13 protein-coding genes and 1 pseudogene are annotated in these 15117 nt (G+C 51.2%); 5 read left to right on the forward strand and 9 right to left on the reverse strand.

Annotation, left to right across the window (positions count from 1 at the left end):
* Nucleotides 1-12: 12 nt before the first annotated feature.
* Nucleotides 13-444, reverse strand: a pseudogene (locus tag C492_RS22430) (IS6 family transposase); the annotation flags it as partial.
* Between the two features lie 100 nt (nt 445-544).
* Between C492_RS22430 and C492_RS25820 the strand changes: the two are divergent.
* Together C492_RS25820 and C492_RS25825 are read left to right on the forward strand one after the other, a co-directional pair.
* The gene (locus C492_RS25820; RefSeq protein WP_049892846.1) at nt 545-976 is read left to right on the forward strand and encodes a helix-turn-helix domain-containing protein; all 432 of its coding nucleotides are present in this window, start codon (nt 545-547) and stop codon (nt 974-976) included.
* 144 nt (nt 977-1120) lie between these two features.
* Nucleotides 1121-1759, forward strand: a complete 639-nt coding sequence (locus tag C492_RS25825) for an IS630 family transposase (protein WP_049892847.1) — start codon at nt 1121-1123, stop codon at nt 1757-1759.
* Nucleotides 1760-2099: 340 nt separating this feature from the next.
* Here C492_RS25825 and C492_RS22435 read toward each other — a convergent pair whose 3' ends face one another.
* Nucleotides 2100-4610, reverse strand: coding sequence for a heavy metal translocating P-type ATPase (locus C492_RS22435; protein WP_083898778.1), 2511 nt, complete (start codon nt 4608-4610; stop codon nt 2100-2102).
* Between the two features lie 737 nt (nt 4611-5347).
* Entirely contained in the window at nt 5348-5575 is a 228-nt protein-coding gene (locus tag C492_RS23550) for a hypothetical protein (RefSeq protein WP_152424834.1), read from the reverse strand.
* Nucleotides 5576-5704: 129 nt separating this feature from the next.
* Between C492_RS23550 and C492_RS07930 the strand changes: the two genes are divergently transcribed.
* Together C492_RS07930 and C492_RS22440 are read left to right on the forward strand one after the other, a co-directional pair.
* Complete coding sequence (locus C492_RS07930; protein WP_049892849.1) at nt 5705-6973, forward strand: inorganic phosphate transporter; 1269 nt, start codon at nt 5705-5707, stop codon at nt 6971-6973.
* Nucleotides 6974-7011: 38 nt separating this feature from the next.
* Nucleotides 7012-7440, forward strand: a complete 429-nt coding sequence (locus C492_RS22440) for a universal stress protein (RefSeq protein ID WP_083898779.1) — start codon at nt 7012-7014, stop codon at nt 7438-7440.
* Between the two features lie 7 nt (nt 7441-7447).
* On the opposite strand, the gene C492_RS07940 is transcribed toward C492_RS22440, so the two are convergent.
* Nucleotides 7448-9181, reverse strand: a complete 1734-nt coding sequence (locus C492_RS07940; RefSeq protein WP_204365603.1) for an alkaline phosphatase D family protein — start codon at nt 9179-9181, stop codon at nt 7448-7450.
* Nucleotides 9182-9383: 202 nt separating this feature from the next.
* Here C492_RS07940 and C492_RS07945 point away from each other — a divergent pair, with 202 nt between their 5' ends.
* Complete coding sequence (locus C492_RS07945) at nt 9384-10184, forward strand: hypothetical protein (protein ID WP_008422153.1); 801 nt, start codon at nt 9384-9386, stop codon at nt 10182-10184.
* 189 nt (nt 10185-10373) lie between these two features.
* Here C492_RS07945 and C492_RS07950 read toward each other — a convergent pair whose 3' ends face one another.
* From C492_RS07950 to C492_RS23555, 5 genes are all read right to left on the reverse strand, one after another.
* Nucleotides 10374-11117, reverse strand: coding sequence for a rhodanese-like domain-containing protein (locus tag C492_RS07950; protein ID WP_049892852.1), 744 nt, complete (start codon nt 11115-11117; stop codon nt 10374-10376).
* Between the two features lie 237 nt (nt 11118-11354).
* Nucleotides 11355-11894: a DedA family protein gene (locus C492_RS22445; protein ID WP_008422156.1), complete on the reverse strand. Its 540-nt coding sequence runs from the start codon at nt 11892-11894 to the stop codon at nt 11355-11357.
* Between the two features lie 86 nt (nt 11895-11980).
* Nucleotides 11981-13420 (reverse strand): sodium:calcium antiporter, encoded by a 1440-nt coding sequence (locus C492_RS07955; RefSeq protein ID WP_049892853.1) that lies wholly within the window; start codon nt 13418-13420, stop codon nt 11981-11983.
* 675 nt (nt 13421-14095) lie between these two features.
* Nucleotides 14096-14842, reverse strand: a complete 747-nt coding sequence (locus C492_RS07960) for an IS110 family RNA-guided transposase (RefSeq protein ID WP_008422160.1) — start codon at nt 14840-14842, stop codon at nt 14096-14098.
* The gene (locus C492_RS23555; protein ID WP_449289501.1) at nt 14772-15032 is read right to left on the reverse strand and encodes an IS110 family transposase; all 261 of its coding nucleotides are present in this window, start codon (nt 15030-15032) and stop codon (nt 14772-14774) included. Before C492_RS23555 ends, C492_RS07960 begins: the two co-directional genes overlap by 71 nt.
* Nucleotides 15033-15117: the final 85 nt, after the last annotated feature.

The following is a 15117-nucleotide window of genomic DNA, read 5'->3' on the forward strand; positions in this document are numbered from 1 at the left end:
ACGACGATCTTGATCGACGAGAAACTCAGCCTCCGAAAGATCGTGTTTCTCACGGAGTCTATGCAGAAACGCAGCTGCCTGATCAGTGCCGTGCCGACCAAACAACGCGACGTCGAGAATCAGCTCTGTCTCGAGGTCTATTGCAGCGTATAACCAAGACCACTCGCCGTTGACCTTGACAGCGGTTTCGTCAACCGCGACCCGCTTCGGCTTCGCCTTAGGCGGGTCGCATCCGCTGTCAGCCAGCCGATGTACCCAGTTCCAGACCGCTCCGTGAGACCGTTCAACGCCTAATTCAGCGAGAATCGTTGTTGTCTCTCGAAGTGAACAACCGGTCTAATGGAGGCGGACGGCGAACGCCCTGACGGGCGTCGCCGTCCGTCCGTTCTCCCAAGATTCTTCTAAATCCGCGTCGTAGCTCTCGCTGAGCAGGTCTGCGAGCATCTTGGTCGATTCACTCAACGACCTACTCACTTCTCAAACTGGCTCAACTAGTGCGCTCGCAAGCGTCGACTGCTTAGCTTATTTCCTCTGAGCGCCTCTNATGGGACGGAAGAAGCACATCGTCAACCTCTCTGACGAGGAACGAAGCGAACTTGAGGCGTTTATTTCGACGGGTGAACACAGAGCTGAAGACATCCCCCGTGCACGAATCCTTCTAAAGGCTGATGAGGGGCTCACAGATCCCGCGATCTGTGAGCACCTCGGCTGTTCGATCTCCACACCGTATCGCACGCGCAAAGCGTACTCCGAGAGAGGGCTTGCGGCGCTCCACCGCCGCAAGCCCGACCGCGACTACGAGCCAAAGCTTGATGGCCGTGGTGAGGCTCATTTGGTCGCACTCGCGTGCTCTGAACCACCAGAGGGGCACTCTCGATGGACGTATCAACTTCTCGCCGATCGGTTGGTCACTCTCGAGGAGATCGACCTCGAGTCGATCTCCCGAGAGACCGTTCGACAGCGACTAAAAAAATGATCTGAAACCCCATCGCTCGAAATACTGGCTGATTCCAGCAAAACAGAACGCTAAGTTCGTCTACCGCATGGAAGACGTTCTTGCGCTCTACCACGAACCGTATGACGAAGACCGCCCAGTCATCTGCTTCGATGAATCGAGCNCATGGAAGACGTTCTTGCGCTCTACCACGAACCGTATGACGAAGACCGCCCAGTCATCTGCTTCGATGAATCGAGCAAAACGCTCCACAAGCATGTACGCGACCCGCTCCCGGTGCGACCGGGAGCGGTCGCACGCAAAGACACCCACTACGAACGCAACGGTGAGCGAAAAATCCACGTCGCCACCGAACCGCTCACCGGCTGGCGACACGCCACGGTCACGCCGAGACGACGCAAGCGCGAGTTCGTCGAACAAATGCAAGAGCTTGCGGATGAGCACTACCCGGATGCGGCCTGCATCCGGGTAGTGCTCGACAATCTCAGCACGCATAATCCGGCTGCCTTCTACGAGTTTTGTACCCCGAAGGAAGCGCGAGAATATCTCGACCGATTCGAGTTTCACTTCACGCCGAAACACGGGAGCTGGCTCAACATGGCGGAAATCGAGCTGAGTGCGCTTCGCACCCAGTGCCTCAACCGACGCATTCCTGACGCGGCGACACTCCGAACGGAGGTCGCCGCGTGGGAAACCGAGCGCAATGAGATTCCTGTCTCGATCGATTGGCAGTTCACTGCCGATGATGCTCGAACGAAGCTACATCGGCTCTATCCAACCATCAAGAAGAATGAAGAGGACTAGGCTATCCACGCTTGCGAGCGCACTAGTGTTGCTTCAAGCGTCAACTGGTACGTAGAACAACGGACATAGGACCGATTCTACTGATCGATTCACGGCTGAAGCAGCACTAGACAGTGCCCCCTTGGCGATCGTATCGATAGACAAGTAATTGACTGCAAGGGGACTACGTAGACAAATTTTCGTATATTAAATATAGATTATTTCTTATCGCAAAAATACAATAATCAAAATACCAAAGAGGAGAGGGAAATACCACAGTTAATTAAAATAACTTAGAGTGCTAATCATCTAAAGCCCTTATCGGCCGTTACAAGGCTTTTCTCTACCAAAAAATAGTAGCTTAGATCAGATTTCGTGAACAGTTCGCTGCAATAAGACCACAGCTTATGAGTACTGCAATAGCTGCTGTCAGTGGATTCAAAAGCCCTACAAGAGCAATAGGTATCAAAAGTGCGTTATAACTGAGCGCTAATCGATTATTCTGTTTAACCCGATGATACGCAGAATTTGCTATATCGAAAGCTGTTTCTACAGCACCGATATTGCTGTCAACGATCGTAATATCAGCTGCATCAGCTGCTAACGCAGTACCACTTGCCAAGGAAACTCCGAGATCGGCGGCAGCAAGTGCAGGTGCATCGTTCGTCCCGTCACCGACCATTGTGACTTGGCCATTAGATTTGAGCTGATGAATCGTTGCCGTTTTTCCTTCTGGTGGAACCCCAGCAAATACGTGCTCAACATGTGGATGACGTCGGAAGAAGTCAGTTGCCTTCTGGTCATCCCCAGTCAGTACAATGATCTTTGCTCCTCGTTCGCTGAGTTGAGTAACAGTCTCGTCCCAACCCTCTCGTGGCTCATCACCAACAATAATGATTCCTTCTGCAACACCATCTCGGCCGACGATAACAGGGAGCCGACCGAAACCACGGGCATCAATGACACGTGTTTCAATACTATCGCTTACTTTCCAATTTTGTTCTTTAAATAGATCAAGATTTCCAACTAGGATTTCTGACCCATCCACGACACCTTGAACACCTTTCGCATGAGTTTGGTACTCGCTCACAGTACTTCCCTGGTTTTTATTTCGGTTATCGGTAATGTAATCATTAGACAGCGGAGACCGCTGTTTGTCCACCTCATCAGCAAACGCATTCACGATGGCATTTGCAGCAGGATGTGAAGCTAGACGCTCTAATTCCACAGTTGCCGCTAGCAGGTCCTGTGGGGCCTCCGTTTGGATCACTTTCATTTCTCCGGTCGTGAGAGTACCAGTTTTGTCAAAGACGATAAAATCAGTCTCCCGGAGGCGTTCAAATACTGTTTCATCAAACACGACAACCCCCTGTTCTAACGCCTCTTCAAGGCTAGTCGCTACTGATAGCGGAGTTGCGAGGCCGAGTACCCATGGAGAACCGACAATAAGCACCGTCAAAAACGCTAACAGACCAGCAGCAAATCCGTCACGAAGCGCGAGTAATATTACACCAATAACGATAGCTACGCCTACTAGTGGTAAGATAATTTGGGATGCCAAATAATCAGCCTGGCGCTGGATACCGTGCTCGGCACTCTGTAGATTCCATACTGACGTTGTGATCCGGTCAATACTGCTTGTTGTATTGTTGTCAACCTCAACAATAGCTACACTGTCTGTGACGATTGACCCTCCAACAAGATCATCTCCCTCTTTCTTCCCCACGGGGAGAGATTCTCCCGTTACGACCGACTCATTTACTGTACAGTTGCCGTCAATTAGTACACCATCAACAGGAACGCGTTCTCCTTGGCGGACAAGTACACGATCACCTGGATTTACCTCTTCAATTGCGACTTCTGTCGTAGTTCCGTCTTCGTTATAGACTCGAGCAGTGTCTACCTGTGAAACAGTAAGATCAGTGAGCCGGTTCAAAGCGCGTTGTTTTACTGATGATTCATAGAATACTGCTGCTGTCACGACAGCTGCAACCACTACAGTCAGGTCATAGAAGATATCGTTTCGTCCGAGAAGGACTGCGGCTGTACTGTAGATATAGGCGCTCACAGCAGTGACCGCAACAAGAAGATCTGTATTCGGTCGCCGCATTTTAATACTTACGTATGCCCCACGCAACACTGGCAATCCAGTAAAAAACAGGATGATTCCGGTAAGCCCAAAGTAGAGTCGTAAGAAAAATAGTCCACCAGCGCCATCTAATTGAAAGGAATTTGCGAAAATTTGGACTGCTTCCCAATCGAGAAACGAGGCAAGGTGAGTTGGATAAAGTAAAGCTATATATGGAACCATCAAAAATCCCCCAAAGAGTATTCCAGCAGCATAACGCATATTCAGAATCTCGTCAGTCCGACGCTTACGGATTCCATTCATTTCCCGTGACCGGCGTGACGACCCAACTGAATTCTGGTCGGGTTCGGATATGTCGTCTCGGAAATATGCCGTATATCCAAGTGTACTCAACGTATCTCGAAGGTCTGCCTTTGAAATCTGGTCTGGGTTATACTCAATTCGTATCGTCTCCGTGACGTAACTTGCCTCTGCATCGACAACACCTTTAGATTCTTCTGCAACAGATTCTAAAAACGATTCACATGTTGCAGAATGCATTCCGTCAATCCTGAGGAAAAGATGAGTAACTTCTTCGCTTGGTTCCTCTGCTCTTCCGTTTATTTCCCCCCTCTTATTGTTAGGTACGTCTAAATTAATGCTATTTTCTTTACTATTTTCATCTCCTACAAGCGTTGTCTGGATTTTCCGGCAACCGGGACAACAGAATAAGAATCCCTCCTCGTTTTCAACAGGATCCCAAGGTAGAGTTCGTCCACAAAGATGACAACTATTGTTTTCCATAGTGCAATTCGTGAAATATAATTTTTATTATATTCATTTTTACTATACTCAATAGATTCATCCGTTTGTATATGCACAATGGAATAGTGCTTAGAGAGCAATAAGTATAATCATCGCGGATTAGGCTTGATCTGGTCAAAATTGACTATGTATAATAGATAAGAGTTTATATTTTCGTATTAGTGACTCAATATTCGACGCCAGCCGGAACCACATCGGTGATATTGAGGTAGTAGACAAAGACAGCGCTACGCGCTGGCTCTGCCGCCCATCTACGTCTGGCAAAACCGGTTAATCCGCATCGAAGTATCTGAAACCACTTTTCAATCACGTACCGATCGACGTAGTCGAGATGACTTAGATCGCACCGCTCGAGCGCAGTCAAACTATCATAGCGGACACTCTCCCAGCCTTCGTCGGGCTTGAGTGGGTTCGACGAGAGCTGAGAGAAGTACGACGAATTCCGACGTCGCGTTCGCGAGGGCGCCGTCTCGGTTGTCGTTGTTCGGGACCTGTCTCGGCTCTCGAGACCGCATCAGACTACTGCTTTCGTTAGATGAGCGCGGCGTCGACCTCCATTCGGTCGAACGTGGCCTTGTGGATACGTCCGATTATAGCCTCGCGATTGAAGCCGCCATGGCCGCGAGTGACGACGTCGGGAAACGCAAAGAGATCGAGCGAGCGAAACGAGAGACCGAGCGGCGCCTCGAAAAAGGCTACTATCAGGGACAGCTACCCTACGGGCTCGCGTTTGACGACGCCGGCGAGCGTCTGTTCCTGGAGAGCAGTTCGGTGTCGTTCTGGAGGTCCTTGAGCCCCGAGACGACGGCTACTCCTATCGGGAGATCGCCGACGAGCTCGAGCCCGCTAAGTCGACTGTCGGCCGTATCCTTGACCGACGGGTGCAATACGAGAAGTTCCGCTAAACCTCGAGCGACGATCTTTCTTTTCGAGGCTTCCGCCACAAATTCGGGATGTAGATTACTATAAGTAATAACTACTGACATATTGGAAAGAGCGGGACTTGTGGCTGCTGTATAACTTATAGGTCTATTACGATAGATATTTCACTATAACTCAACTATTATCTATCGATGGTAGAATCTCTACTCGCAATTGGGGTTGTTGCGTCTCTCTTTGTTGGATTCAACATTGGTGGCTCATCTACTGGAATTGCGTGGGGGCCACCTGTCGGTGCTGGTATCGTCAAAAAGACGACGGCAGCAGCGCTCATGACGGTTTTTGTCTTTCTCGGGGGGTGGACTGTTGGACGGAANCCTGTCGGTGCTGGTATCGTCAAAAAGACGACGGCAGCAGCGCTCATGACGGTTTTTGTCTTTCTCGGGGGGTGGACTGTTGGACGGAACGTGATGGACACGCTGAGCGAAGGTATCATCACGACTGATCTCACGCTGACGGCTGGCGTCGCCGTCCTCTTCTTCATTGGACTGGGCATCCTCATCGCCAATATCTTCGGCGTCCCCGTTCCAACGTCGATGACAACCGTCGGTGCGATAGCCGGTCTTGGACTCGCAACAGGCACACTCAATTATGCAACGATTGCTGAGATCGTCTCATGGTGGGTCGTCACGCCAATTATTGGGTTCTGGATTGGCGGCGTTATTGGACGATACATCTACCCAGAAGTCAACCGACGGGTACAGATCAAGAAATCAGATGGCCCATTACTGACCCTTGACCGTAGCGGAACGATTCCGAAGCCTACGTTCGGCCCAAATACGACGTGGGCAGAACTCGGTACCACAGTAGTTGTGCTCGGTATCGGCTGTTACATGGCGTTCAGCGCCGGGGCAAGTAATGTCCCGAATGCTGCCGCACCACTGGTCGGCGGAGTAGGCGGACTCCCTGACGATACGGCGATTATCATCGCTACGCTTGCGATTGGACTCGGTGGGTTCACCATTGCCCGCCGGACAATGGAATCTGTCGGGGGCGAACTAAGTGACATCCCGCTGCTCGCAGCCCTCTTCGTTATGGTCACAGCATCAACGATTACAACGCTTCTCTCCTGGATCGGGATTCCAATCAGTCTCGTGATGGCGACGGTGATGACAATCGTCGGGATCGGATGGGGTCGTGCAACTCGCCCGATTACTTTCCGTGAGGCTGTTACCCGGGACACGGGAGAATCCGAGATCGTCCCCGGTGCAATCACTGCTGAAGAGATGGAAGGTAAACCAGCTGCGCCAATCGGTGAAGAGGAACCAGAAGAGGTGCTCAAGGCGGGAGATCTGTTTAATCCCAGGGCCATAATGAAATACATCTCGATGTGGATCATCGGTCCGTCCGTGTCTACGATCCTCGCCTACGGGTTCTTCATCCTCATTCCGGGAGTAGCCTAACGATGGGGCTTAGGTAGCTGGAAGACACTGATTGTGATATGCTCTCACGAATTCTCGTTCCGATGGACAACTCCGAGCACGCTAGCCACGCGCTTGAGTACGCCCTTGAGAACCATCCTGAAGCGGATGTCACCGTCTTACACGTTGTCGGCGTCCCATCGATGATGATGGGGGAGGCGGTTGGTCTCCCCCTCGCAGACGACATCAGTGAGGCTGCTGCCGAACACGCTGAAGCCGTTTTCGAGCGTGCTTATGAAGTTGCTGACGAGCATGGTCGAGAGATCAATACAAACGTGGGTATCGGTCACCCCGCCCGAAATATTCTCGACCGAGCCGAGGATTACGACACAATTGTGCTTGGAGCTCATGGTGCAGATTGGAGCCGCGCAACGCGCCAGTTTCTCGTTGGAAACGTAACTGAAACCGTGTCTAAACGGGCATCAGTCCCAGTAATTATCGTCCACTGATTAATCGTTATATGTAGTCCTCGGTAATCTCGACTAAGTTTTTGGTGCCGTCGGAGACTCTATACGCTGTGATCACTGTTTTGTCGGCATCATCACTATTTTCAGTCTTATCAACGGCATACGCTACGTATCGGCATTCCTCCGGCGTGAATTCTATGACAGAGTATCCCCAGTGATGGCTATCAAAGAATTCGATGTGTGGATTCATCCACTCAACAAGACGAGACAATATAGATTTCGTTAGGCGGTTGCGGAGGCCACGCGTTAGGTGCAGTGCCTCCGCCGCGTTCAGCGACGTCGTTGCTGGTGTCATAAATTCCACACCAATGCGCTTACCTTGTGCGACTCCACTACCACCGCTTACACGCCCAGGATACGAGTCCTGCAGATATGCTGCGATGCAGCAATGCATATCGCCTGTAATTGAAACGAAGTTCTCGACAGCTTCGGCTGCGATCGCTTCTGTGATGCGCTGTCGTTCCCGCGTATACCCATCCCAGCCGCCCTGCACCGGATACACAGATAGTGGTCCCGATCCGAACCGGAACGGCGATGTCAAGACTTCGTCGGCCCAGACAGTCCACTGTGCTTCGTCGGTCGTTATTCCCTTGATCAACCATTCCCGCTGCTCTTCTCCAAGCATCGTTCTTCCCGGCGGCTCCCGATGTGGACCGACGTTGTCCGCTGTTGGAATTGCCTCACGCGGCGGATCACGAAACAGCCGTTCATCAGTTAACAAGAGGTGACACCGATCACCGAACTCCAACTCCCGCCAGAGCTGAATCCGTTCTTGTAACGACTCTCCGCCCGGATTGTAACTCACCCGTGCCGGCATGAATTCCCACCATGCATGGATGCCGTCTGCGACTAACTCACTCATGAATTCAGGATCATCGCCACGCGGATGATCACCAGCTGGTGCATCCGTCGTGTGATCCCAGTAGATGTCGTTGACCATCTCGTGGTCATCCCAACTAGCAATGAGCGTGTGATTTTCTAGGGCCTCCTGCAGGAACCGGTCCGATCGATATGTTCGGTACAGATATCGGTAGTCTTCTAGTGACCAGACGCGGTCACGCCCGCTCGGCAACTGTTTCTCTCGTCCTTCATACTCGTAGGAACCAAGTCCTTTGAACGCACCGTCCTCGCTCTCGTAGATGAAATCACCAAGATGAAGAACGAAGTCAACATCCTCTTCGGCAACGTAATGTAGTGCAGGGAAGTAGCCGTTCAGGTAGTTCTGACAGGTCAACACCGCGAAACTGACAGATTCTGGGGAACTATCGGGAGTGGGAAGTGTCTGACAACGTCCGGTTCGAGATGCAACGCTATTGTATATAAATCGATAGTAATACTCGGTATCGGATTCAAGGCGGCCGTCGAGATCGACTTTAATCGTGTAGTCGTGGGCTTTAATTCGGATTTCATCCGTCACAGCGCCTTCAAAGACAATATCAGCAAATTCTATATCAGTTGCCACCTGTACTGTGAGGGATTCATTTGGATCGAACTGTTCGGGATGAAGACGTGTCCACAAAATCACTCCTGTCGATGTCGGGCCGCCACTCGCAACAGATTGTGGGAACACGTCCGCCGGGTCTGCACGTTGATCAACATCGGAGTCAGCAGTATCACTATCCTCAATCGGATCAATCGTGGATGCAAGGTCGTGTGAATCAAGCGCTGAGAGCAGTTCAGCATGCCTCCCGCCATTCCCTGCTGGTTTATCCCGTCCGTTCAACCTAGTCGGCATATTCCGCTGTTAGTAACGACGGTGCTATCGTCCTTTGGGTTGCTTCTTACGCTCCTACTTCAACGTGTAAAGCTGAGTCACTAAGTTAACGGCACCTCCAGTCAGCAGTCCGGTTTGCGCCCTCTGCTATTCAAACTGATGACTCCGGATACGATGGTTATTTCGGGACGCTACAGAATGACTGGGAACAATGCAATTCAAGACCGTTATCGTACTAGTAGTCGTGCTACTCATCACGCTCTCGGGGTGTGCCGGACTCGGACCGCAGACAAACGATTCCTCAAACGATACCGAGGGGGATGCAAACAGGCCAGAGAGCGTGGATGATGAACCTGACGGCAACGGGAGTGATTTGGACAACGAATCTGATGAGAGGAGTTCAAACGGGTCCAACAAGGGTACAAGCGGTTCTGGTGAAAAGACCGAGAGCGACGAAAACTCGATTAGTGACGGAACCGATGAAAACGAAATTGAGGACAACGAATCTGGCAGCGGGGTCAGCGAGAAAACCAATAAGAGAGACAACACGGCAGATGCAGAGTGGTCACCCCCAGAAGAACCGAATCGACCCCTCGAGCGAAAGGATGACGGCGCAGATCGGATCAAGAGGATCAAATTCGTCGATACCGAATCAGCGAGCAACGGCGAGGGCTACTCGAACTTTAACCTCGAAGTCGTCGCCAATACCAGCATGGAAAGCGTTGATCCGCCCGAACACGGAGACGTAGTTGGAGAACCATACTTCTTCGTGAAGATCAATGAGGGAACAGATAACCAGAAGATCGTCGAGCGCACGGGCGAGATTGAGATGACCAAAAACGGCCCCTTCCACATCCCCGTTCGGCCCGACGGATTAGCGGAGTTCGGTGAGCATGAGCAGTTGACCGTTGAGGTCTTCCTTCTCGACGAGGACAAAGACTGGGACGATGTCTACGACGCCGGGAGGGAGACCATTCACTTCAACCCGGAGACCGACGAAGGAAGCGAGTAGTGTCCTCCACAACGCATGCGTCCCGAACAGGACGGATACCAATAGGCACCTGGTGAGCCGACACCGGTTGCTATTCCTACGTATGAAAAATGATTTTCCAACCGTACCAGTATCTGATATGCCCTAATACTGAAAGCACGCTAACCAGCTACTACAGACGTTTGGCCAATATAGTCGAAGAACGGTATCTCAGGTCGTGACAACGCTACCAGTCAACTCTTTGAGCGACCCCTCAATCCGATATGTAGGTGTCTCGACCGCGAACCGATCATTAGAACTCCCGGCATAGTGAAGCTGAAGAGTGTAAGATCCGTCATCCTGGATTGGTGCTGCTTCGGCACGGTCAGCCTCAAGTTGCTCGAGAATGACGAACTCACCGGCGTAAGCGGGATCGGACTGACCGTGGATCTTATAGGTTGCCCGGTCGGCGTTCACTTCTGTCCCCTTGGCTGGGTAGCCGCGGTCAAGCCATGAAATGAATCCTTCATCAATGGCGTATACTTCTTCATAGTTGTTGTCGATCAAGGACGCCGCGCGTAACCCTGAGAGGGGGTGTGGACAGGCGCAGTAGGTAACGATTCGATCGTCCTTGGACCAATCTGCGACCGGATCGTTTGAACCGCCGTCTGGCGCACTACTTAGCACTGCACCAGCGATGTGCGCCTGCTTGTATTGGTCGGACTGGCGCGCATCAGCGATCCGTGCTTCCTGTCGCTGGTACCAGTAGAAGACGTCGTCAATGGATGCTAATGGAACATCGATACCGTCGAATTTCTTTGTCTCGTAAGAATCGGTGTCAATCGATCGTTCATTGGGAACCGACTCTGGCTCCGGGCCGTAGCCGTCGGCCGTTGTTTCACTATTGCCGAAACAACCCGCGAAGCTCGCTGTAATTGCCATCGCCCCCGTAGCGAGTGCCTCACGTCGTCTCATGACCAGCTCCTAAGAGCGTCAATTCAATAGGGGTTCCGTTCTAGGAACAAACGGTTGTATGGATTCAATCGCTGAAACTGCCGAACGTCGTCGACCCTATATCTATAATCGTCTTGTCTTCAGCGAGCGGCTAACGGGATCAAATATGAAGGGATAGTTCACTAAGCGCTTAATCATGTATCCCTATAGAAACTCTCACCATGAAGAGCCCAATTCCGGAGAGGACCAAGATACTGATTACAGTGAGGCTTGGCTGGNGACTGCTGTCGTGAACAGCGATTGCTGACGGCCATAGTAGACAACGGATCCGGTAGCTGCATAAAATGCAGTGGTACCCACTGCTGTAAAGGTCCCAAACCGCGTCGAACTCATTTGGACAAATCCAGCTGGGATAGAAACAACTGAGCGAAGCCCAGGGAGGAATCGTCCCCACAGTACTGAGGATTCCCCCCATTTTTGAAACCAGTTCTCTCCTTTGTCGATATGCTCATCTGAGACAGTAATATATTGACGAAGCCAGTTACTCTCTATATTTCGAGTGCGTTGAAATGCATAGAACGGGACAAATGCACCTATTGTTCCACCAGCACCAGCAGCTATGGTAAATACAGACAGAGACATGAGATCAGTAATAAGCAGCGCAGCTGTCCCTGGAACAACAACTTCGCTAGGGAGAAACGGAAAGAGCATTGATGTCTCTAGAAAGGCGAATATTGCTAATGCGAGCGGCCCATATAGACGTATAAATCGAAATGCAATCTCTGTAAGATCTCCCATAGATGAATTTAGTAATATGATCTATTCGACTCTTTATAATAATTCTTCTTCACTTTTTTCTCATAATTATCGTAGTATATCCTGTATTAATCCGCGCTGTCAGCGGGATTCGGTCCGGTCCCGAGTGCCTGCTGAGCAGTTGTAACAGTACGTCTGATGAGTCTATAGAGGCTTTCGCGGCGAGGGATGAATAATCCTACTCCAAGAACAAGATAGATGGCAGTATAGATATAGAGGATCTCCATACTGAGAGTTGTCGCAGCTGGCTCAGTATAGTTCCGGATCACATAGAATTCAGCGAGGACCTGTGTCACGAACAAAAGAAGAAGAGCGAGTGCTTCTCGGATACTAATCTCGAAATCAATTAGAAGAGCTATCGCGAAGAAACTCTGAGCGGCAGTAATCCAAATTTCTGCAGCCTGTTTCGAATCGAACGGCAGTGTTCCAATAGCACCAGCTGAGAGCGAGTAGACGACAGCAAGAGTTCCGATAAGCAGCGTCCATTGATTGAGCTTCGAGGAAATGAGTGCATTGAATCCCGCAGTTGAGCGCGCCTTATTGACGAGATAAGCAACAACGATAAGCTCTGGACTCTCGGAAGCAAGTGGTGCGAGCCACTGAATCATGAAGAATTCGGGGATTCCATACTGAAGACCTACCTGTTCGAGTCCCTCTGCAAATGGGTGGACTGCAGTAAAAATTCCCGCTCCTGAAAATACAAATCCAAAGATCACAAGCGACACACGGCTTACTTTCGGATACTGCTGAAAGTATGCCGGAACACCAACATGGTCCTCAGGTTCATCAACGCCACTGCGAATAATGACGAATAGATAGAGTACGTAGATACCAACAAGGATGAGTGTATCAACCGGTCCGATACCACCACTGAGAGGGACGAAGAATGCGAACGCCGTAGCTACAAGAAGAAAAACAATCTCAGTAGAGATTTCTTGATCGAGTCCGACGACGTTTGCAAGGAATCCTGAACGGTGTTTAACTACTGGATCGGCCGNAAGAAAAACAATCTCAGTAGAGATTTCTTGATCGAGTCCGACGACGTTTGCAAGGAATCCTGAACGGTGTTTAACTACTGGATCGGCCGTGCGTTTGGCCTGAACAATGCTGTACAGGGCAATACCAGACCAGCCGAGACCAATAAGAATACGATTTGCACCCGTCATGTTGGCTACCGCAAGATTAGCAGCCTCGCTTGATCCAGCACCGGCCTGCCACGCATAAAGAGCATCGACTGCATACTCCGGAGCCACTGCTAATACTGCGAGAACTGCGATAGCAAACGCTTGTGGGACATCCTTTTCGGCAGTTTCGGCTGCCCACGCGAGCAAAAACGCTGCCCCAAGAATGGCAAATCCCGCTAGAAGAACGGCTACTCCCGGGCCAAGGTTCTCACCCGGATGGACGGTCCCATATCCACCGTACGAGAAAAATAGACCCATCCATGGAAGCGTCAATATGAGCGCTGCGATAACAGCAACAAGAGGATGACGAAGGTGACTAGACATTACTCCGACGACGGCTGGATACATCCTCCTTCTTTTGCTTGATGTTACTGGGTCTGCAGTCCATGGTGCGTTCTTATTTTATATAACTAATTCGAGAATGGTATTAAAATGTAAAATTCATCTGTAGAAGGAACAGAGTACTAAGAATCATATATAGAATTGGCTCTGTTGAACCCCCTCGACGTCTTGCGGTTTCCTGAGAAACCCGTTTTCCGCCGGAACCGTATAGTCCGGGTGGAAGAGTAGCACTTTCTAATATCAACTCTGAAGGATTTCAACACCTATGAGAATCCTGCGACTGACCAAACCACGGATCGTCTCATAGCTGTTTCGTCGTCGATGGTGTCCGGCGCGTGTTGGTNTTTCAACACCTATGAGAATCCTGCGACTGACCAAACCACGGATCGTCTCATAGCTGTTTCGTCGTCGATGGTGTCCGGCGCGTGTTGGTGACGTAGAATCGCACGACGTCGCTACAATTGAGTGGAAACAGCCCTCAGGCGGAGGCTATCTTGAAAGCGGTAGCAGTTGCTAACAATGGGCGAATGCCCTGCTGAGTGGCACCGCGATGGTGCCACTCAGCGACTATGCTGTTGGCGGATTGTAGACTTNTAGCAGTTGCTAACAATGGGCGAATGCCCTGCTGAGTGGCACCGCGATGGTGCCACTCAGCGACTATGCTGTTGGCGGATTGTAGACTTTCTCACGGCTGAGCATGTGAAACATTGCAACGAGCATTTTCCGAGCTGTTGCAACGATTGCAATATTGTGATTCTTCCGCTGTTTCAGGCGGTTGTAGAACTGTCCTAGGTAGTCGTCGAACCGTACAGCCACGTTGGCACACTGAACGAGGGCCCAGCGCAACGGCGCTGAGCCCTCTTTCGAAATTCCACCACGTACCTCTTTGTCGCCAGATTGCCGAATGGATGGATCAAGCCCGGCGTAGCTAATAACCTTCTTTGCGCTGCTAAACCGGTCGATCTCGCCAAGTTCAGACGTGATCAGCAGCGACGTGAAATAACTCACGCCGGGGATGGTCATGAGCAGCTGCGCGTCGTGACGCGCAGCAGCGGTGTCTTCGATACGCTCGTCGAGCTTCGTGATTTGTTCGTTTAGCGTATCAATCACCGCGAGATGTGCCTCAAGAACCGCTCGATCGACCTCAGAGAGCGTGAGTTCCGCGAGGAACTCACGCCCGGTTGGGCCGAATAGTTCGCGGCTGTATTGGTTACCAGTTCGCTTGAGAACTGCTCGGACACGGGTTTTCTCCCGAGTTCGGTCTTCGACGAGTGCCTTGCGTGCGCGAACGAGGTCACGTCGTTCGCGCACATCCTTGGGTGGAACGTAGCTTTCAGCGACGAGGTTTGCACGCAGAAGATGCGCAAGCATCTTCGCNAACGAGGTCACGTCGTTCGCGCACATCCTTGGGTGGAACGTAGCTTTCAGCGACGAGGTTTGCACGCAGAAGATGCGCAAGCATCTTCGCGTCAACACGATCGGTTTTGACCTTCGCATCGGCGATCACACGTGTTTTGCTCGGGTTGACGAGCGTAACGTCCATGTGCTCGTCAAGCGTTTCGTAGATCGGGCGGTAGTGCCCAGTTGCTTCGATGGCAACCGCCGACCCGGCATACTCGCGCGCGAACTCTTCGAGTTCGGCGCGCTCGGTGCCATGGGAGAGGCGGAATTCATCGACA

The organism is Natronococcus jeotgali DSM 18795 (assembly GCF_000337695.1).
Lineage (GTDB): Archaea > Halobacteriota > Halobacteria > Halobacteriales > Natrialbaceae > Natronococcus > Natronococcus jeotgali.